The organism is Vicinamibacterales bacterium (assembly GCA_036504215.1).
GTDB lineage: Bacteria > Acidobacteriota > Vicinamibacteria > Vicinamibacterales > Fen-181 > FEN-299.
In genome coordinates, this window is record DASXVO010000046.1 from 55,703 (window position 1) to 76,729 (window position 21,027).

Consider the following 21,027-nt stretch of genomic DNA (forward strand, 5'->3'; position numbering starts at 1 on the left):
GATATCCAAACCGTTGGATCGCCAGATCCAACTGCGCCGAAATCAGCTACCCCTTGGCGGCGTGCTGTCAGCCGTCCGAATGAGACAGATCACCGAAATCCCAGCGAAAGCGACCGGCCGAACGGTCGGTTTTTCGAGCTCGCCCGTGGCATGCGGCGTGCTCTGAAACGTGCGGCGTAGCACGTCAGTCGCAGTTCCCAACTTCCTTACCATTCGGTCGGCGTTTCCTCGGCGTTCTCTCGGCGTCTTCTCGGCGTTCCCTCGGCGTTCGGTTGGCGTTCGGTGAGTGTGTCGTCGCTGGCTCGTCGTTCGGCGGAGGGATTTCGGTTCGGGGCTGGACATTTCGGCCGAGCTGACTACAATCCTTCCAGATTCCAGAAGCCAAGTGTAAGGCCCCCGACCCTTAGGTGACTCGTTCGTCGCGGCGTTCGTCGTCATCCTTGGCGTCGGCGTGTGGTCCGCAGGGCGCGTGCGCGTCGCTGTCGGTGCACCTGCATACGCCCGGGCGGTGTTGTTGTCATTCCAGGAGGGAATATGAGGCTTCGTTCGGTTCTTCTGCTTGCCGTGGTGTTTGCTCTGGCCACGGCGGCCACCGGCTTCGCGCAGCGGCCCGGTGAGATTTTCGGGAAGGCCACTGACACGTCTGGCGGCGTGATGCCGGGCGTGACCGTCACACTGACTGGCGCCTCACTTCTGCAGCCGATGGTCGCCACCACCGGCGCGACCGGCACTTACCGCTTCCCGGGTCTCGGCGTCGGTGTCTACACGATCAGGTTCGAGTTGACCGGGTTCAAGATCTTTGTTCGCGATGCGGTCCGGCTCGAAAGCGGCGCGAGCGTCCAGATCAACTCCGCGCTCGAGATTTCGCAGTTGCAGGAAACCGTGACGGTCACCGGCGAGACGCCGGTCGTCGACCTGCGCGACACGTCGAAGACGGCGCGCTTCACGCAGGAAGCGCTGCAGAACATCCCGTCGGCGCGCGACCCGTGGGTCATCATCGAGCAGTCGCCGGGCGTGGCGATGGACCGCCAGAACGTCGGCGGCAGCGCGTCGGGCCAGCAGTCGAACTTCGTGGCTCGCGGCTCCGCGATGTCGCAGCAGAAGTGGAACCTCGACGGCATCGACATCACCGACCTCTCCGCGACGGGCGGCTCGCCGGTGTACTTCGACTTCGACGCCTTCGAAGAGATGCAGGTCACGGCGGGCGGCAGCGACGTGTCGATGATGTCGCCGGGCGTCAGCGTGAACCTGATCACCAAGAGCGGCACGGACAAGCTGAAGGGCTCGGGCCGTTTCTATGTCACCCCTGAGAAGTTCGAGTCGAACAACCTGACCGACGCTCTCCGCAGGAGCGGCGCCACCTCCGGAAACCCGATCCAGGACATCAGGGACTACGGGATCGAAGCCGGCGGCCCGATCAAGACGGGACGCGCGTGGTTCTGGGGCAGCTACGGCAAGCAGGACGTCAAGGTCGGGATCAACGGGTTCTACCTGACCGACACCGCGTGCCTGGCGGTCAAGGCCGCTCCGCTCAACTACACGATCGACCAAATTCGCAGTTGCTTGAACACCGACCAGACCGTGCTGACCACCTACAACGCGAAGGTGGCGGTCCAGACGTTCAAGAACAACCAGTTCTCGTTCTACTTCAACGGGAACCAGAAGTACCGCAACGCGCGTGATGCGTCCGACACCCGCCCGGGCGAGACCACCTACATCCAGCAGGGCGTGCAGAACGACGCGCTTGGCTCGCCGTATTGGAAGACCGGCATGCCGAAGACCTACAAGTGGTCGGACCGGCAGATCCTGAGCGACAAGTTCATGGTCGAGTTCTCGTATACGCACGTCGGCAACAACTTCGTGCTCGACTTCCACGACCCGTCGCTCGCGTCCGTGCAGCCCAGCTACGATGTCCCGACCGGCGTCTGGGGCCGTTCGTATCAGCAGACGGTCTACGTGCGCCCGACCGACTCGATCGACGTGTCGGCCAACTACTTCCTGCCCGGCTTCCTGGGCGGCGACCACACGTTCAAGTTCGGCGGCAAGGTCCGCAACGACATCGCCCACACCGAGAACCAGTGGGGTGGCAGCGGCTACGTGCGCTACAACGCGTCGAAGAACGTCATCGGCACGACGACCGAAGCGCAGATGTACCGGCCGTACCAGGTCGAGTACAAGGAAATGAACCGCGGGCTGTACTTCCAGGACACCTACAGCCGCAAGAAACTGACGCTCAACCTCGGCTTCCGCTTCGACTACCAGAACGACCAGTCGAACCCGGCCGCGATGAAGGCGCATCCGTTCCAGGGACAGATGACCGGTTCGGGCGTGCCGTTCACGTGGCTGCCGGCAATTTCCTATCCGTCGATCGACTCCGACGTGCAACTCAAGGACATCACGCCGCGCGTCGGTCTCACCTACGACCTGCTCGGCAACGGCAAGACGGTCGCGAAGTTCAACTACGCGATGTATGCCAGCCAGCGCGGCACGGGCGACTTCTCGAGCACCTACAACCCGGTCGGCTCGACCTACGTCCGCTTCCCGTGGAAGGACCTCAACGGCGACGGGATCGCAACCGCCAACGAGATCTTCCCGCTCAACCCGACGACGGGTGCGGTCAACGTCCTGTCCTCGGGCGGCAACTACAATCCCGACAACCCGAACTTCGTGGGCGTCACGAACAAGAACGACCCGAACGCCAAGAACGGGTACACCCACGAGATCATCGTCGGCATCGACCGCCAGATCGGTCCGGACTTCGGGGTCGGCTTCTCGTACATCTGGCGCAAGTACGGGAACTTCTTCTCGAGCCGACGGTTCACCACCACCCCTGGCGACTTCACGTCTGCCAACTACGCGGCGCTCGTCTACACGCCGCCGGCCTCTGCCTGCGTGAACCCGGGAGCCCGCTGCGAGGCGGTGACGTACTACCAGCCGAACGTCAACTATCCGTCGTCGTACGTTTACGGAAACCTCCCCGACTACAACCGTAGCTATCAGGGATTCGAGCTGAGCGTGCGGAAACGGATGTCCAACCGCTGGATGATGAACGGCGGGTTCGCCTACAACAACGCGATCCTGCACTACGATTCGGCGGCGGCCTACCAGGACCCGACCAACATCAGCATGCTGAACGGCGCGCAGTTCGCCGAGGAATCGACCTCGAGCGGTCTCGACAACGTGTTCGTCAACGCCAAATGGACGTTCAAGCTGTCGGGCGCCTACACGCTGCCGCTGTGGGACATCGGCGTGGCGGGCTTCTTCAACGCGCGCAACGGCTACCCGTTCGAAGCCGCGATCCTCACGCCGAGCCGTTTGAACCGCGCCGGCACGGCCACCGTCATCCTGGACAAGGTCGGCGACAACCGCCTGCCGAACTTCAGCACGGTGGATTTCCGCGTGGACAAGACGTTCAAGTTCAACCGTGTTCGCATCATGGCGAGCATGGACGTGTTCAACCTGCTCAACGGCAACACGACACTGGCCAAGAGCCGGACGATGAACGCGCCCAACGGCGACCTGATCAAGAGCATCCTGGCGCCGCGCGTCATGCGGTTCGGATTCAGGGTGACCTTCTAGATCGGGAGTCAGGAGCCAGAATCCAGGAGTCTGGGTTCAGGATTCAGGGTTCAGGAAGGTAGGAATCCTGGGGGGCGCAGCGCGATGCTGCGCCCCTTCTTTTGTACCACCCTATTTCCGTGATCCAATCTCGTCGTACAGGTACGCCGATGCGATGATCCCGTTGAAGAAGTTGCCGAGATCCAGCTTCTCGTTGGGCGCGTGGGCGTTCTCGTCCGGCAGGCCGATGCCGTACAGGACGGTCGGCGCGTTCAGTTCGGACTGGAAGGTCGAGACGACCGGAATCGATCCGCCCTCCCGCGTGTAGACCGGCGCCTTGCCGAAGCCCAACTCGATGGCGCGGGCTGCCGCCTGGATGTAGACGTTGTCCAGTTCCGTCATCCACGGCTTGCCGCCGTGCATGCGCGTGACTTTCAGCTCGACGCTCTTCGGCGTCACCTTCCTCACGTAGTCTTCGAAGAGTTGCGCGATCTTGTCCGGATCCTGGTTCGGCACCAGGCGCATGCTGATCTTCGCCATCGCCGTGGCCGGGATCACGGTCTTGCTGCCCTCGCCGGTGAAGCCGGTCAGGATGCCGTTCACCTCGAACGTCGGCCTCGCCCAGGTCCTCTCCAACGTCGAGTACCCCGTTTCGCCGTGCAGCTTCGGCGCGCCGAGCGACTTGCGGTACTGCTTCTCGTTGAACGGCAGCCGCTTGAACTCCTCGCGCTCCCGCTCGGTCAGTTCACGCACGTCATCGTAGAACCCAGGGACCTTCACGTGCCCGCCGCGGTCCTTCATCTGCGAGAGGACCTGCGCGAGCACGAACCCCGGGTTGGCGACCGCGCCGCCGAACGAACCCGAGTGGAGGTCGCTGGCGGTGCCGCGCATGTCGATCTGGAAGTAGCACAGGCCGCGCAGGCCGTAGCAGAGCGACGGCACGCCGTGCTCGAACATCGCCGAGTCCGAGATGACGACGACGTCGCAGGCGAGTTCGTCCTTGTGGTCGCGGATGAACTGGTCGAGGTTCGGGCTCCCGATCTCCTCTTCGCCCTCGAAGATGACGCGGACGTTGATGGGAAGCGTGCCCGTCTGCTTCAAATACGCCTCGAGCGCCTTGATGTGGATGAACAGTTGCCCCTTGTCGTCGGAGGCTCCGCGCGCGAACAGTTCGTTGTCCCGGATCGTCGCCTGGAACGGCGGAGACTGCCACAGGTCCAGTGGATCGACCGGCTGCACGTCGTAGTGACCGTAGAACAACACGGTCGGCGCGCCTGGAGCGTTCAGCCAGTCGGCGTAGACGACCGGGTGGCCGGGCGTGTCGATCACCCGGACGTTCTGCAGGCCGGCCGTTCGAAGCTGATCCGCCGTCCACTCCGCGCAGCGCCGCATGTCGGCCCCGTGTTCGGGCGACGAGCTGACGCTGGGAATGGCGATGAAGTCGGTCAACTCGGCGAGATACCGGTCGCGGCTGGTGTTGATGAAGTCGATGATCGCAGGATTCATGGGTGCTCTGGCAACTCCTGTCTGAAGGTGGACGGTCACGTCCATTATTTCCGATCCGCCACGATCGTGGCGACCGCGAGGTCGCCGGTGACGTTGGTCACGGTGGCGAAGATGTCCGGAATCGAGTCCGCGGCAATGAGGAGACCGATGCCGTCGAGAGGCATCCCGGCACTGAGCATCACCGGCGCGGTGACGACGAAGAGGCCACCGCTCGGAATCCCGGGGTTGCTGAAACTCATCGCAATGGTGACGAGCGTCATCGTTGCAATCTGGATTCCGGAGAGGTGGATCCCGTAGAGCTGGGCCAGGAAGAGCGGCCCGACCAGATCCGACACCGGCGTGTTGAGTTTGAATGTCGAGACCGCGAGCGGCAGGACGAACCCCGTGAGCGACGGACGGTCGCCGAACGACCGGCGGGTGCTCTCGATGAGCGCGGGCAACGACGCCAGCGACGATCGCGTCCCGGCGGCCACCGCCTGCGCAGGGGCGGCCGCACGCGCGAAGGCGGCCAGGGATGTCCGGCCGATGAGGGCGACGACCGGGTAGAGGCAGATCGTCACCACGGCCAGCATGGCACAGAGCACGACCACGTAGTAGCCGACCGCACCGGCCGCGGCGAGGCCGAGGTCCTTTCCCATGCCGAGCGCGAGCGCGAATACACCGATCGGCGTGAGGCGGAGAATCCACTCGACCATGATCAGCATCGCCTCGCTGGCCGCGCGGAAGAAGCCGGTGATCGACCCGCGCGAACCCGGCGACAGGTGCGTGGTCGCCAGGCCGAACAGCAGCGTGAAGACAATGAGCGGCAGCATGGCGCCATCGGTGGCCGCGCGAAGAGGATTGGTGGGCACGAGCCCCACGACGAAGCCGCGAAGCGTTGGCAGTTCGGCCCGACCGGACTCTGCCGCGGCCTGGGCCTGGGCCCGCAGCGTGGCCGCAGCCGCCGGGTCGATCGACAGCTGCGCGAAGAGAGGCGGCCCCACGAGCGCGCTGAAGACCGCGGCGCCAGCCAGCAGCGCCAGGAAGAGCGCGACCGACCGCGCCCCGAGCGTACCCAGGGAGCGCGCATCGGAGAAGTTCGACACGCTGGTGACCAGCAGCGAGACCACGAGCGGCACCAGCGTCATGCGAATCGCATTGACCCACAACGCGCCGATCGGCTCGAGGGCCACCGCGGCCGCCTGCAGCCCGGCGGAGCCGGAGGCGGAGACGCCAATCCCCGCCGCGAGCCCGACCACGAGAGCGCCGAGGCCCAGCAGGGCCGGGGAACGACTGGCAACAGGCATCGGAATGGAAGGCATAGGCTGTCGGGGAGAGTATACGGTGCCGGGGAGGGTAAGAGGCCAGGCTGAAGTAGAATCATCGCGTGATCGTCAGCCCCGAGGACAAGTACCGGCTTCTGCTCCACGTCGCCGAGGCGGCCAACGCCCACCTCGACCTGTTCGGAGTGCTCGAGGAAGTGGACGCCGCGCTCGTGCCGCTCGTCGCGCTCGACGGCATCGGGATCGTCACCGTGAACGGCGAGGAACTGCGACCCCATGCGATTCACGTGCGCGGCATGGCGCCGAAGCATGGCGAGACGTTCGACGGCCGTGTCGCGCGGGCGCTGGATCTCTCGATGGAGGAGTACGAGGCGCGGTACGGACGGCCGATGTCGTTGCCGGGATCGGGAACCGAACTGGTGGGCCGCACGGGCCGCGCCGACGTCTGCCAGGACCTCGGCAGCGTGCGGCGGTTCCCGGAGGACGAGCGGCTCCTGTCGTTTGGCGTCCAGGCGTACGTCCGCACGCCGCTGATCTTCCGCGACCGGCTCGTGGGATCGATCACCTTCGGACGCTTCGCGGCGCGACCCTTCACCGCCGAGGAGATCGGCCTGCTCGAGGACATTTCCCGGCTGATCGCCGGCGCGGTCTCCAACGCGCTCGCCTACGAGGAGATCTCCCGCCTGAAGAACCGCCTGCACGACGAGAACCTGGTGCTCCGGCAGGAACTCGACGAGCAGTCGATGTTCGAGGAGATCGTCGGGTCCTCCGCACCGCTCAGAAAGGTGATCCGGGAAGTCGAGAAGGTGGCCCGCACGGGTTCCACGGTGCTCATCACCGGTGAGACCGGAACCGGCAAGGAACTGATCGCCCGTGCGATCCATCGCCGGTCGGCGCGCGCATCGCGGGCGATGATCAAGGTCAACCTGGCGGCGCTGCCGGATACGCTGATGGCGTCGGAGCTGTTCGGCCACGAGAAGGGTGCATTCACCGGCGCGCTGCAGCGCCGGATCGGTCGATTCGAGCTGGCGAACGGAGGGACGATCTTCCTGGATGAAGTCGGCGAGGTGCCGGCCGACGTGCAGGTTGCGCTGTTGCGCGTCCTGCAGGAGGGAGAGTTCGAGCGTGTCGGCGGCAACCAGACGATTCGAACCGACGCCCGGGTGATTGCCGCCACCAACCGGGATCTCCAGGCCGCCATCGCGGAAGGACGGTTCCGCAGCGATCTGTTCTTCCGGCTGAACGTCTTTCCGATTGCGGTGCCGCCGCTGCGGGATCGCCGGGACGACATCCCGATCCTCGTCGAGTACTTCGTCGCCCGCCATGGGGCCAGGCTGCGGCGCCGGTTCCGGAGCGTCGATCGGCGGACCATCGACCAGCTTGCGGCCTACTCGTGGCCCGGCAACATCCGCGAGCTGGAGAACGTGATCGAACGCGCGGCGATCCTGTCCGAAGGGGATGTCTTCAGGCTCGACGAAGGCATGCTACCGGCGGTCACGGCCCGCGTCGCCGACGCCGCCGCTCGGCGAAGGCATGACGACCCCGCCGAACCACCTGCGCGTCCAGCCGGCACGCTACAGGACGAGGAGATCCGCGTCATCGAGGAGGCGCTGGCCGCGACACGCGGCCGGGTATCCGGCCCTTCCGGTGCCGCCGCGCGTCTCGGCCTTCCCGCCACGACACTCGAGTCCAAGATCAAGAAGCACGGGATCGACAAGTTCCGCTTCAAGAGCACCAGGTAGCGGATCACGGCATTACACAGAGCCCCGAGAGGACGCAGCCACCGGGAATCACGGGCAAAGTGGAGCAAGTGGCACGGGCAAGGTGGAGCGAGTGGCACGGGCAAGCTGGAGCGAGTGGCACGGGCAAGGTGGAGCGAGTGGCACGGGCGTCCCGCCCGTGCGGGACTCGCAGGCGCCTCACGCTCCTTCGTGAATTCGCGAAGATTCCGCATCGGCTGTTCAGCCTCACACTAGAAATCCCGCGTGTAATTGTCATTTCCCACTCGGCACGACTGTTGATGTTCCCATCGGCAGGGCGCGACCCGCGTTCCGGGTTCACCCCACCGATATGTTGAAGATCGAATCACCCCAAGACGCGTCGCCGGACCTGGTCGTGGCGTTGACCGGGACCATCGACGCCGAACATCTCCCGGCCCTCGAACAGGTGGTCGAGCACGCGTCGGCCGCCGGGCGGCCGATCGCGTTCGACCTCTCACAGGTGCGTCTCGTGGACCGCGACGCGGTTGCGTTCTTCGTCAGCGGTTCCGGCCGCCGCGCGCGCCTGGTCGGCTGCCCGACGTATCTGGAGCAGTGGCTCGAATCCGAAGGTCGTCAATGAGCATCAGAGATCATGTCCGCCCGCCGTCGGGTCTTTGCACGGCCATCGTCGTGCTTGCCGCGATCGGCCTGCTGGCGCCGGTCGCGACGGCGCAACAGCCGTCGGCCGATTCGCCCGCGACGCCCCTGTCGTTCAGCGAGGCTTCCAAGCGGATGCGCGACTCGCACCAGGCCCTGCAGGCCATCGACAAGGAGCGCGCGCAGCGTGAGGAGGAGCGGAAGGCCACCCGGTCTCTCTACTGGCCGAAAGTCGACGCCAACGCACGCTACACCCGCATCGATCGACCGATTGAAATCGACCTCGATCCCATCCGCCAGGTGATCCTCACGCTGCACCCGCAGGTGCCCGCCTCGCGCATCCCGCCGTTCGTCGAGCGGGTGCAGGACAAGTCGTTCTGGACGGCGGATGTCCGCGCGACGTGGCCCATCTACACGGGCGGCAAGGTCACGGCCGCGAACCGCGCCGCCGAAGCGCAGGTGAAGGACGTCGAGCAAGAGCGGCGGTTGGCCGAAGAGTCGCTGACGAGCGAGTTGGTGCGGCGGTATTTCGGCCTCCGCCTCGCGACGAGCGCGAGAGACGTGCGCGCGCAGGTGCTGGCCGGTCTCGATCGGCATCTCCACGAGGCGAAGCGGCTCGAAGAGGAAGGCATGATCTCACGCGCCGAACGGCTGCACGCCGAGGTCGCGCGCGCCGACGCCGATCGACAGTTGAAGCGGGCCGAACAGGACGTCGCCATCACCCGGGCCGGCCTGGCCAATATCCTCTCGCTGGAACAAGCAGGCGACCCGACTTCCCCGCTCTTTCTGGCACCGGACCTCGAGAGCCTCGATGGGTTCCAGCGCCAAGCCCAGGAGAAACATCCCGCGTTCGGTCGCTTCGCCGCCCAACACCAGCTCGCCGACCAGGCCCTCGGGGCCGAGCGCGGCCGCCTTCTCCCGGATGTCTACCTCTTCGGGATGCGCGAGCTGCACACCGGGGACCTGACCATTCTCGACCCGAAGTGGGCTGCCGGCATCGGCGCGACGGTGACGCTCTTCGACGGGTTCGACCGGTCGCACCGCGTGGCTGCCGCGAAGCTCCAGCAGCAGCGCGTCACCGACCTCGAGCAGCGCACCCGCCGCGACATCGCCACGCTGGTCGAGAAGCGATACCGCGAGGTGGCCAAGGCCCGCGAGCAGTTTACCGCGCTTCGAAGCGCACTCGAACTGGGCGAAGAGAACCTACGCGTGCGGACCCGGGCGTTCGAGGAGGGCTTCGCCACGTCGATCGAGGTCGTGGATGCGCGCCTCTCGCTCTCGCGCGTCCAGCTCGAGCGGCTCGCCGCGGCGTACGACGTCGATGTCGCGCTCGCCGACCTGCTCGAGGCGAGCGGCCAGAGCGATCGGTTCGAGCAGTTCCTGGCGGCCGGCACACCCGTCACGCAGATCGGCAACTGATCACACGAGCCGGCCTGGAGGCCGGCGCTGTCGATTGGCCGGCCACCTGGCCGGTGCCATGAGAGCGCACAGACATGAAAGCACTTCGAATCATCCTCACGCTCCTCGTCGTTCTCACCGTCGTTGCCGGTCTTTGGCGATGGGCGTGGAAGCTGTCGCAGCCATTGCCGGAGGTCTTGCAGGGCCAGATGGAGGCGACGGTCGTCAATGTGTCCGCGAAGATCCCCGGCCGCGTCTCCTCCATCCTCGTTCGGGAAGGCCAGACCGTCCGGAAAGCGGACCCGCTCGTGACGCTCGAGAGTCCTGAAATCCAGGCCAGGCTCGATCAGGCCGAGGCGGCCCGCCAGGCGGCGTCCGCGCAGCGAGACAAGGCATTCAACGGCGCGCGCGAGGAGGAAATCCGCCAGGCGGAGAACATGTGGGAGCGGGCACAGCATGGGACCGAACTCGCTGAGAAGACGTTCCGCAGGGTTGACCGGCTGAACAAGGACGGCGTCGTCCCGGCCCAGCGGCGCGACGAGGCCGAGGCGCAGCTGAAGACGGCGCGCGACGCCGAGGCCGTCGCGAAGGCCGCCTACGACATGGCGGCGAGCGGCGCACGCGCGGAAGACAAAGCCACAGCCACCGCGCTCGTCAGCCGGGCACGTGGCGCCATCTCCGAGGTGCAGGCGTACCTCGGCGAAACGAAGGTGTCGGCGCCAATTGCCGGCGAGGTCTACAAGCGGAACGCGGAACCCGGCGAGATCGTCGCCGCCGGCTACCCGATTCTCACCATCCTCGACCCGACCGACACGTGGGCCACGTTCCAGCTCCGCGAGGACAAGCTGGCGGGCCTGAAGATCGGCGGCCACCTGACGGTGCGCGTCCCCGCCCTCTCCGATCGCCGGGTCGAACTGCAGGTGTCCTACGTCGCACCAGCCGGCGACTTCGCGACGTGGCGTGCGACGAACGCGCAGGGCGGTTTCGACCTCAAGACCTTCGAGGTTCGGGCGCGACCGCTGCAGGCCGTCGACGGGCTCCGGCCAGGCATGAGCGTCATCCTCGTGAACAGCGCCGGGCGGTGAGCATGGCCATCTTTGCAGCTCGAACGGGCGGCGTGTTCCGCGTCACGAAACGCGAGTTCGGCCGGATCTTCGCGAGCTGGTACTACCTCATCCTCCTCGTCGTGCTGCCGATTGCGTCGTTCGCGATCCTGTGGACGATCTTCGGCGACGGCGTGCCACGGGATCTCCCCCTGGCGGTCGTCGATCAGGATCACTCGGCTCTGTCCCGGCAGCTCACGCGAATGGTGGATGCGACACCAAGCCTCAGCGTCGCCGTTCAGGTCCCGGACCTCGAGGCTGCCCGCTCGCTGATTCTTCGAAACAAGGTCTACGGCTTCATCGTCATCCCGTCGGACATGGAGCGCGATGTTCGGCGCGGCGAGGCGCCGGCGGTGGTCGCGTACTACAACGCGCAACTACTGCTGCCCGCGAGTCTCATCCGCCGCGATCTTCGGATGGCCGTCGGCACGCTCTCGGCCGTGGCAGAACTGAAGGTGCGGGAGGCTCATGGCGAGCCGCCGCGCGCGGCAATGGCGCACCTCGAGCCGATCCGCCTCGACTACCACACGCTCTTCAACCCGCAACTGAGCTACCTGTACTACCTGGTCGCCGCGCTCCTGCCGACGATGCTGCAGATCTTCGTGACCGTCGGCACGGTGCACGCTCTCGGCGTGGAGCTGAAGGAAGGAACGGCCGGCGCGTGGATGGAGGCCGCCGGTGGAAGCGCGTGGCGCGCGGTCGTCGGAAAGCTCCTGCCGTACACGGCGCATTTCAGCGTCCTCAGCCTGTTCATGCTCGTCGTGCTGTTCCGCTACATGGGAGTGCCGATGCGCGGCAGCATGCAGGTGATCGTCGCCGGCACGCTGCTGTTCGTGCTCGCCTACCAAGCGGTTGCCCTGCTGGTTGTGGCCTGGATTGCGAATCTTCGCTTCGCCACGAGCGTTGCGGCCTTCTATTGCACCCCCGCGTTTGCTTTCGTCGGCATCACGTTCCCCACGATGGCGATGCCCGTGCTCGGGCGTGTGTGGGGCGCCGTCCTGCCGCTGACGCACTACCTGAAGATCCTCGTGGACCAGGCCATGCGCGGTACAGCGCCGGCCAATTCCATGGCCTCGCTCGGCGCGCTGCTCGTGTTCGTCTGCGTCGCCCCACTCATCTCCGTCTGGCGCATGGGCGAGGTTGCCCGCGATCCGCGCCACTGGGGGCGCCTGTGACGTCCTTCTTTCGCGCCATCCTCGACGAATACCGGCGCATCTTCCTCGACGCGGGTGCGGTGCTGGTCTTGGTGGCCGCGCTGGTGCTCTACGCGTTCTTCTATCCGATTCCCTACCTGCCGGAAGTGCTCAAGCACGTGCCGGTCGTCGTGGTCGATCTCGACCAGAGCGAGTTGAGCCGAAAGCTCGTGCGCATGATCGACGCGCACGAACTGACGCACGTGGCGGCGGACGCCAGGAGCCTCTGCGAGGCCGAGGACATCGTTCGCGCCGGAAAGGCCGACGGCGTACTGGTGATTCCCCAGCAATTCGAGCGCAAGGTGCGGCGGGGCGACCAGGCGCAGGTTGCCGCCTACGCGGACGCCAGTTACTTCCTGGTCTATCGGCAGGTGCTGACGGGAGCGCTCGAGGCGACGGGTACCCTGTCGGCTGGCATCGAGATCCGCCGCCTGCAGGCGACGGGCATGCCGATCGACCAGGCGATGAAGGCGCGGGATCCACTACCGCTGACGATGAGGCCGCTGTTCAACCCGACGGAGGGCTACGGCACCTACATCGTGCCGGCCGTGCTCGTGCTGATCCTGCAACAGACGTTGTTGGTGGGAATCGGGCTCGTGGGCGGAACCGAGCGTGAGCGGGGGGGGAAACACGGGCGGGACGCCCGTGCCGCTCGACAGGACGGAGTGGGACGGGCGTCCGGCCCGTCTGGAAGCGCGCTCTCAATCCTTCTCGGCAAGGCAGTCGCCTACTTCGCGCTCTATCTCGTCCACTCGCTCTTCTACTTCGGCATCGTCTACAAGTTGTTCGGGTTCCAGCAACGGGCCGACGCGCTGACGCTCCTGTGGTTCGTCACGCCGTTCCTGCTGTCGGTGATCTTCCTGGGCCTCACCACGCGAGTGCTGTTCCGGTCGAGAGAGATGGCCCTCCAGGTGCTGCTGTTCACGTCGCTCCCCGCATTGTTCCTCGCGGGCTTTTCGTGGCCGGTCGAAGCGCTCCCCCGCTGGCTGGCCACGTGTGCAGACGCCCTGCCCAGTACCACGGGCATCGCCGGATTCCTGCGGCTCACGCAGATGGGCGCGGTGCTGTCGGACGTGCGGGACGAGTGGCTCACGCTGTGGGTGCTGTGCGGCGCCTACTTCGTCCTGGCGTGGATCACGCAGTGGTGGAGTCTCCGCGCGCCGATCGCCTGGCGGCGGCCTCTTCAAGGCACCGACTGATGGCTTCTGCAATCGCGAGCGCGGTCACCGGCTTGGGAATGTAGCCGTTCATGCCGGCGGCCAGACAATGCTCACGGTCGCCCTGCATCGCGTTGGCGGTCAGCGCAACGATCGGAATGATGCCGACGGGAGCGGGCAGCTTTCGAATCTCCCGGGCGGCTTCATATCCATCCATGTCCGGCATCTGGCAGTCCATCAACACCACGTCGTAGGGGTTGGCCTGAACCTCGTTCAGCGCTTCCCTGCCCGTCCGGACGGCGTGTCCCTGGAATCCGATCTTCAGCAGCATGGCGAGGGCCACGCGCTGGTTGACCGGGTTGTCCTCCGCCAGCAGCACGCGCACGCGCTTTCGCTGCGCTTCGGACTCGGCCAGCGTGTGGCGCGTGATGATCGGCTGGCGCCCGTCTGACTGCGGCTGCGCCTGGCGGCCGAGGGCGAGAGCCAGGCAGTCGTGCAGATGCCGGCGGCGGATCGGCTTGGTCAGGTACGCCGAGAAGCCGGCATCTTCGAGCGCTCGGGCCTCGCCCTTCTGCCCGAGCGAGGTCATCATGACGAGCGCCGTGCGCGCCGTGATCGGATCCGCCTTGATCCGCCGTCCCAGCTCGAGGCCGCTGGTCTCGGACAGCAGCATGTCGACAATCGCCGCGTCGAAGGGAGTCCCTGCCTCGGCCGCGCCGCGCAGCAGCGCCCACGCCTCATCGGCATCTCCCGCCTCCACCGCGTGACATCCCCATGCCGCGAGCAACCGCATCACGAGCAGCCGATTCGTCGCGTAGTCGTCGATGACGAGCACGCGCGCGCCCGACAGGCCCGCGGGCGGCTCGGCAACCCGCATCGATCTGGCCGACTGCTTGTCGAAAGTCGCAGTGAACCAGAACGTCGACCCACGGCCCTCCGCGCTCTCCGCGCCAATCCGGCCCTGCATCAACTCGACGAGCTGTTTCGAGATGGCGAGGCCGAGACCGGTGCCGCCGTACCGGCGGGTCGTCGACCCATCCACTTGCGTGAACGGATTGAACAGGAATGCGAGGCGGTCGGCCGGGATGCCGATGCCGGTGTCGGTCACCGAGAAGCGAATCACGACGCACTCATCGTCGTCACGCTCGAGGTCGGCGCGGAGGACGACCTCGCCGGCGTCGGTGAACTTCACCGCGTTGCCGGCCAGGTTCACGAGCACCTGACGGAGGCGTCCCGGATCGCCACATAACAGGTTCGGGATGTCCTGGGCCACCAGGCAGGTGATGCGGATCCCTTTCTCGTGAGCCTTCGGCGAGAGGAGTTCGGCCGTGTTCTCGAGCGTGACCTGCAGATCGAAGTCGATGTGCTCGAGTTCGAGTCGCCGCGCTTCGATCTTCGAGAAGTCGAGGATGTCGTTGATGAGGGCCAGCAGCGCATCGGCGCTCACGTGCACGATGTCCGCGTACTGCTGCTGCTCGGCTGTCAGTCCCGTGTCTGACAGCAGGTCGATCATGCCGATCACGCCGTTCATCGGCGTCCGGATCTCGTGGCTCATGTTCGCCAGGAACTCGCTCTTGGCGATGCTGGCCTGCTCGGCTTCGCGGGCGAGTCGCTGCGCCTCGAGCGTCGCCTCCTGGAGACGCCGGTTCGTCAGTTCCACTTCGAGTTCCGCCCGGTGCCGCCGCGTGATGTCCCGGCTGACGCCCACCAGTCCGACGATCCGTCCCTCGGCGTCGGCGAGCGGGGCCTTGGTCACCAGCAGGTAGGCCGGCGATCCGTCGAGGTAGACGCTCACTTCGTCGCGGTTCACGATCGGCTGCCCGGTGTCGAGCACCTGCTGGTCGTCGGCCAGCGAGCGCTCGGCGATCACGGCCGGCCGGAAGTCCGCATCCGTCTTCCCCAGCACCTCCTCCTGGGTCAGTGCGCCGAGCGCGGCGATGTGCGCCGAATTGTTGAGGATGAACCGGCTGTGCGTGTCCTTGACGTAGATGCGATCGGGCAGGGTGTTGACGAGCGAGCGCAGCAGGTTGCGCTCGGCGGCGAGGCTGGCCTCTGCGCGCTTCTGCGCCGTGATGTCCCGCCAGGTCACGAACAGCGCCGCGTCGTCACCGAGCGCAACACGTACGAGGACGACATCCGCCCAGAACTCGGACCCGTCCGGGCGGAGGTACAGCCACTCGCCCTGGCCAGCGCCTGTGGCCAACGCCTCGGCGAACATGATCCTCGCCCGGTCCGCCGATGCGCAGCCGTCGGGTTGAAGTGCGGGCGAGAGATCGTGTGCCGCGCGGCCCGCGATCGCATCGTGTGGTCGGCCGGCGAGGGCGACGGCGGCGGCGTTGCAATCCACGAACGCCAGATCGCGGACGAGGAGGCATGGCTGCGGCGAAGCGAGAAACAGGGCGTGCAGTGCCTGTTCGCCGGCCCACAACGCGGCGGTTGGACCTGATTGTTGGACGATTTCCATCGGCGGCACTCAGTTGGAGACACCGGCAGGTGCACAGACCACCAGCCGCCGCCATTGTACAGGTCGGCGGCCGATCGTCCAGACAGAACTTGCAGGGCCGAGACTCCGGGGCCAGGCTTCGCACTCGCGCTGCGCACGGCAGCGCCTACACGCCTCAGGTGCCGCCGAAACCGATCGTGACCTTGTCACCGTCCACGATGACGGGAACGTCGCGGCTCCCTTTGGTGAAGGTGAGCATGCGATCGAGCGATGCACGATCCTTCTTGACGTTGACGTACTCGAACGGGACGTGCCGCCGACTGAAGTCATCACGGGCGGCTTGCGTGTAGGGTCAGGTGTCCTTCCCGAAGATGTAGACCATGATGTCCTCCCGCATGTTCGCCACCCCTGTCGCGGGCGCGGGTGGCGTCGCTACCACTTTGTGGCAGTGGCCACCGGGTCCGGGCCCTGCCTCGCCTGGTGAAGGCCGCCGATGCTCACCGCGAACGCCGCCACCATGAGCGCCGCAGAGCTGAGGTATGGCGATGTCATGCCCCAGCGATCGAAGAGGAAGCCGCTCCAGGCCGGTCCGAGAATCCGCGCGAGGCTCGCGAGCCCTTGCGACAAACCGAGGATTCCGCCCTGATCTTCAGGGTCGGACGCTCGAGAGATCAGCGACGTCAGCGCGGGGCTGTTGAGGCCCATCCCGAACGCGAGGATTCCATTGGCGACGAAGAGGGCCGGGACCGAGCGCGAGAAGGCAATCGACGCGAGTCCGGTCGCCTGGCAGAGGATGCCCACAGGCACCAGCCGCCGCTCACCGAATCGGCGAACGAGGCGTCCCACCAGGCCGCCCTGCACGAACGACAGCACGATGCCCACGTAGGCGAACAGGTAGCCGATGGTCTCTTCGTTGAAGCGGAACCGCCGTTCGGCGAACAGGGCGAACGTCGTCTCGAAGCCGGAGAACGCCGCAACGACCGTGAAGTAGATGAGCATCAGCGCCGGAAGCGTCGGCCGAGTCAATGCCTTCCTCAGTGCGTCGAGCCGCGAGGTTGACACCCTCGCCGTGGCCGGGATGTGGGCCGGCCGAGACTCGGACAAGAGGAACCACGCGGCCGCGAAGTTCACGAGCGCCAGCGCCGAGGCGAACAGCGGCGGCGCCATGTGGCCCCAGCGGCTGAGAACGCCCCCTATCGCCGGGCCGAAGATGAAGCCCAGCCCGAACGCCGCGCCGACGAGACCCATGCCCTTCGCGCGGTTCTCGGGCGTCGTGATGTCGGCGATGTACGCCTGGGCCGTCGAGACCGTCGCCCCGGCGATCCCCGCGAAGATCCTCGACACGAACAGCAGCGGCAGCGAGCCCGCCAGGCCGAATACCAGGTACGATCCGAACGAGCCGAACAGGCCCAGCAGCAGGATGGGCCGTCTGCCGACACGGTCCGACAGCCGCCCCCAGATCGGCATGAAGATGAACTGCATCAGCGAGAAGGACGCCGACAGCATCGCCACCGTCTGCGCGCTCCCGCCGAATCGCTCGGCGTAGAACGGCAGCAACGGGATGATGATCCCGAAGCCGAGCAGGTCGATGAAGACCGTGAGGAAGATGATCGCGAGTGGGGACAAGCGGCTCACCTAGTCGTCATTCGCCCAGAATTTCGCGTACTCGTCCAGGAAGCACAGGGTGTCGAACGACTTCATCTTGTCGATGAACAGCACGCCGTCGAGATGATCGATCTCGTGCTGAGCGACACGCGCCGGGTAGCCCCTCAGCTCCAGTTCGACGCGGTTGCCACGGCGGTCGAGCGCCCGCACCTCGACACGGGTGGGCCGCACGACCTTCCCGCGGAGTCTCGGAAGGCTCAGACACCCCTCCCAGTCCTCCGCGGTCTCCTTGCCGATCGGCGTGACCTCCGGATTCACCACGGGCAGCACGCGGATCGACCGATCCTCGTCCTGACCTTCTTCGATCCCGATGATCGCCAGTCTCAGTCCCTCGTGCACCTGCGGCGCCGCGAGGCCGATCCCGTCGTACTCCCTCATCGTCTCGATCAGATCGTCCACGAGTTTCTGGAACGCCGGCGACTTGAACTCGGATGCGTCAACCTTGCGCGCAACCTGCCGCAGCACGGGGTGTCCCATGCGCGCAATCTTCAGAATGGACATATCCGCTAATTATACAAGGCTATGTCGACACGAGACGATCAACATCGTTTTCGTTTCTGCCCGGTGTGTGGCGCCCCCGCCGCACTGCGCCGGCTGAAGGCTGGCGAGCCCGAGCGGCTCGTGTGCCCCACCTGCGGTTTCATCCACTACTTCGACCCCAAGCCGGCCGTTGGCACGATCATCGCGCTCGAGGGCGGCAAGATCCTGCTCGTCAGGCGGGCGATCGAGCCGGGCTATGGCCCCTGGGTTTTCCCCGGCGGACGCCGGTCGTGGTGGTGAACGCCGCGACAATCACAGGTGGCGTCATGGCTATCGACCAGGAATCTCTCGAGGCGCGGGGGGGAATTCGAAGTGCTCGAGTTCCGCCGCGGCAGCGGCCTTCGACACGAGCTCCTCGATCGGCAAGACCCGTTCGGCCTCCTCGACCGCCCAGCGCGTGGCGCGCGTGGCCGGGTGCTTGGGCGTGAACAACTGGCAGCAATCCTGGTCGGGCACGATCGAGATGTCGTACGAGCCGATGCGCTGCGCCTGCGCGACAATCTCTTCCTTGTCCATGCCGACGAGCGGCCGCAGCACCGGCAAAGTCGTCGCCGAAGCGATCACCGCCATGTTCTCGAGGGTCTGCGACGCGACCTGGCCAATCACCTCGCCAGTCACCAGCGCGCCCGCACCGTGCTGGCGGGCGATCCGATCCGCGATGCGCATCATCAGCCGGCGGTAGACCACGACGCGCAGCGGCGACGGGACCGACAACACCACCTGGCGCTGGATCTCGCCGAACGCCACCATGAAGAGCCGGCTCCGCAACTGGTAGCCCGTGAGCAACCCGGCCAGCTCGCGCACCTTCTCCTGCGACGCGCGCGACAGGAACGGGTAGCTGTGGAAGTGGACGAGCATGACGCTGCAGCCCCGCTTCATCATCCGCCATGCGGCGACCGGTGAATCGATTCCGCCCGAGAGCAGACAGGCCACGCGTCCGCTCACGCCCGTCGGCAGGCCGCCGGCCCCCCGGTCTTTCGCGAAGAAATAGAATGCGTGATCGGCCAGCATCTCGACGGTAATCGTCAATGCGGGATCGCCGAGATCGACGCGCCACCCCTTGGCCAGCTTGATCCGCCCGCCGATCTCCCGTTCGGCGTCGGGCGACTTCATCGGGAACCGCTTGTCGGACCTTTTCACGCTCACGCGGAACGACGGCGTCTCGGTGTCGCCGAGGTCGTGCAGGATGGCCGCCGCAATCTGGTCGATGTCGAGCGACGCGCGCGCCGCCCGCGAGAAGTTCGCGATGCCGAACACCCGGGCGAGGCGTTCTTTCACCTGTTCGTAGCTGGACCCGGGACCGAGGACGAGTTCGATGCGCCCCATCAGGGGGCGAACGGCGCGGACGTCGAGGTCGGAGGTCGCGGTGCGGAGATTCTGGACGAGGCGCGCGATGAACCACGGACGGTTCCGCCCCTTGAGCGCAATCTCCTGGTAGTGGACAACGATGGAAGTCATCCCTGAGAGCATACAGCCTGCGCGGCCTGGTGTCCGCTCAGGACGGCTCCTTCGATGGAGGCCGGGAGCTCGGTGTCGACCCAATCGCCGGCGAGCCACAGCCCCGATATCGGCGTGCGCGTGACCGGGCGCGGCGGCTGGCTCGGGGCCAGGGAGAACGTGGCCCGCCGTTCGCGGACGACCACGCTGCGAAGCACGGCGGCCGCGCGCGCAGACGGAAACGCGGCGACGAGTTCCTCATGGGCGCGCTGCGCCAGGGCGTCGTTCGATTCGGCGACAACAGACGCCGCGCCGCTCGACACGAACGACAGGTGCGAGGCGGAATCGCCGAGCACCTGCCGCTTGTCGAACACCCACTGGAACGTCCGGCCCGGGAGTCCGACGAATTCTCCGGGCAGCACCGGGCGATCCAGCCAGAGGTTGACGGTGACGATCGGCGAGGCCGTGACCGCACGCGCAGCCGACAGCAGCGTGTCGAGAGGGGCCACCTCGCCTGTGAAGAGCTCCGGGAGCGCGAACCAGGGCACTGCGACAACGACTGCCGGTGCGCACGTCCGGTCGGCGCGCACGTCCACGCCGACGACCCGGCCCGCCTCGACGGCGACTTTCGCGGGACTCGACACCCGCACCGTGCCTCCCCGACCTTCGACGAACCGGCGCGCGGGTTCGGCGTACATCGCAGTCAACGGCCGTAGCGGGACAGCCACCGCAGCGTCGCGCGGGTCCGGGCCGAGCATCCGGGCGAGCACCCTGACAAACGGCGGTGCGGCCGCCTCGCTGATGGGTTGGTTGAGCGCCGCCAGGCCGAGTGGCTCCCAGAGCATGTCGCGCAGCCGGCGTGCCTGTCCGTTCCGGATCAACCAGTTCTCGACCGTCTCGCCACCTGATGCCGGCAGCCAGCCCTTGCCCGTCCTGAGAAACCGCTGCGTGCGACGAATCGGCGCGGCAAGATTGAATGCCGAGAGGCGGTCGCGCCAGCCCAGGGCCTCCCACTCGAGCAGGCCGCCAAGCAAGTGGAGCGGCGATGGCAGGGTCGGACAGACCAACACGCTCATCCGCCCCGACTCATCAACGAATGGGACCTCGAGACTCGACTGAACTCGCACGAGGTCCCGTGCGCCCACGAGGTCCAGGAACGCGAACGTCTCGTGGTAGCAGCCAAGCATCAGGTGCTGGCCGTTGTCCACCTCTTCGCCAGTCGCCGCGTCGACGAAGGTCGACGCGCGTCCACCAAGCGTGGCGCGCGATTCGAGCACCAGCACGCGAGCCCCGCCATCAGCCAGCGCGGCCGCGCAGCTGAGGCCGGCAAAGCCGGCGCCGATCACGATGACGTCGTAGGAGTGATCAGTCACGGCACTTGGCGTCGTCGTGTTTCCATGCCCTCGGC

The 21,027-nt window shown here is 66.5% G+C and carries 16 protein-coding genes; 8 read left to right on the forward strand and 8 right to left on the reverse strand.

The genetic code is table 11. The features are described 5' to 3' along the window. The first annotated feature begins 534 nt into the window (after positions 1-534). Positions 535-3,579: a TonB-dependent receptor gene (locus VGK32_13570; protein HEY3382798.1), complete on the forward strand. Its 3,045-nt coding sequence runs from the start codon at positions 535-537 to the stop codon at positions 3,577-3,579. Positions 3,580-3,690: 111 nt separating this feature from the next. Here the strand turns inward: VGK32_13570 and VGK32_13575 are convergent, their stop codons facing one another. Then, positions 3,691-5,064, reverse strand: a complete 1,374-nt coding sequence (locus VGK32_13575; GenBank protein HEY3382799.1) for a dipeptidase — start codon at positions 5,062-5,064, stop codon at positions 3,691-3,693. A gap of 44 nt (positions 5,065-5,108) precedes the next feature. Further along, positions 5,109-6,365 (reverse strand): cation:dicarboxylase symporter family transporter, encoded by a 1,257-nt coding sequence (locus tag VGK32_13580; GenBank protein ID HEY3382800.1) that lies wholly within the window; start codon positions 6,363-6,365, stop codon positions 5,109-5,111. A 65-nt stretch (positions 6,366-6,430) separates the two neighbouring features. Between VGK32_13580 and VGK32_13585 the strand changes: the two genes are divergently transcribed. The 6 genes from VGK32_13585 (at position 6,431) to VGK32_13610 (ending at position 13,576) form a co-directional block, all read left to right on the forward strand. Then, entirely contained in the window at positions 6,431-8,068 is a 1,638-nt protein-coding gene (locus tag VGK32_13585) for a sigma 54-interacting transcriptional regulator (protein ID HEY3382801.1), read from the forward strand. A 328-nt stretch (positions 8,069-8,396) separates the two neighbouring features. Beyond that, positions 8,397-8,666: an STAS domain-containing protein gene (locus tag VGK32_13590; protein HEY3382802.1), complete on the forward strand. Its 270-nt coding sequence runs from the start codon at positions 8,397-8,399 to the stop codon at positions 8,664-8,666. After that, positions 8,663-10,102: a TolC family protein gene (locus VGK32_13595; GenBank protein ID HEY3382803.1), complete on the forward strand. Its 1,440-nt coding sequence runs from the start codon at positions 8,663-8,665 to the stop codon at positions 10,100-10,102. Before VGK32_13590 ends, VGK32_13595 begins: the two co-directional genes overlap by 4 nt. A gap of 74 nt (positions 10,103-10,176) precedes the next feature. Continuing rightward, complete coding sequence (locus VGK32_13600) at positions 10,177-11,166, forward strand: efflux RND transporter periplasmic adaptor subunit (GenBank protein ID HEY3382804.1); 990 nt, start codon at positions 10,177-10,179, stop codon at positions 11,164-11,166. Between the two features lie 2 nt (positions 11,167-11,168). Then, on the forward strand, positions 11,169-12,359 hold the full coding sequence (locus VGK32_13605) for an ABC transporter permease (protein ID HEY3382805.1): 1,191 nt from the start codon (positions 11,169-11,171) through the stop codon (positions 12,357-12,359). Further along, on the forward strand, positions 12,356-13,576 hold the full coding sequence (locus VGK32_13610; protein ID HEY3382806.1) for an ABC transporter permease: 1,221 nt from the start codon (positions 12,356-12,358) through the stop codon (positions 13,574-13,576). Before VGK32_13605 ends, VGK32_13610 begins: the two co-directional genes overlap by 4 nt. On the opposite strand, the gene VGK32_13615 is transcribed toward VGK32_13610, so the two are convergent. The 4 genes from VGK32_13615 to def form a co-directional block, all read right to left on the reverse strand. Then, on the reverse strand, positions 13,512-15,998 hold the full coding sequence (locus VGK32_13615; protein HEY3382807.1) for a response regulator: 2,487 nt from the start codon (positions 15,996-15,998) through the stop codon (positions 13,512-13,514). The two genes, VGK32_13610 and VGK32_13615, sit on opposite strands and share 65 nt — an antisense overlap. A gap of 154 nt (positions 15,999-16,152) precedes the next feature. After that, entirely contained in the window at positions 16,153-16,374 is a 222-nt protein-coding gene (locus tag VGK32_13620) for a UXX-star (seleno)protein family 1 (protein HEY3382808.1), read from the reverse strand. A gap of 35 nt (positions 16,375-16,409) precedes the next feature. After that, on the reverse strand, positions 16,410-17,612 hold the full coding sequence (locus VGK32_13625) for an MFS transporter (GenBank protein HEY3382809.1): 1,203 nt from the start codon (positions 17,610-17,612) through the stop codon (positions 16,410-16,412). Next, positions 17,613-18,143 carry a peptide deformylase gene (gene def, locus VGK32_13630; protein ID HEY3382810.1) on the reverse strand — a complete coding sequence of 177 codons (531 nt, stop codon included), beginning with the start codon at positions 18,141-18,143 and terminating at the stop codon, positions 17,613-17,615. A 21-nt stretch (positions 18,144-18,164) separates the two neighbouring features. Here def and VGK32_13635 point away from each other — a divergent pair, with 21 nt between their 5' ends. Next, positions 18,165-18,422 carry an NUDIX hydrolase gene (locus tag VGK32_13635; GenBank protein HEY3382811.1) on the forward strand — a complete coding sequence of 86 codons (258 nt, stop codon included), beginning with the start codon at positions 18,165-18,167 and terminating at the stop codon, positions 18,420-18,422. Between the two features lie 30 nt (positions 18,423-18,452). On the opposite strand, the gene thiI is transcribed toward VGK32_13635, so the two are convergent. Then, positions 18,453-19,640, reverse strand: coding sequence for a tRNA uracil 4-sulfurtransferase ThiI (gene thiI, locus VGK32_13640; protein HEY3382812.1), 1,188 nt, complete (start codon positions 19,638-19,640; stop codon positions 18,453-18,455). Further along, positions 19,637-20,992, reverse strand: coding sequence for a hydroxysqualene dehydroxylase HpnE (gene hpnE / locus VGK32_13645; GenBank protein ID HEY3382813.1), 1,356 nt, complete (start codon positions 20,990-20,992; stop codon positions 19,637-19,639). Before hpnE ends, thiI begins: the two co-directional genes overlap by 4 nt. Positions 20,993-21,027 lie beyond the last annotated feature (35 nt).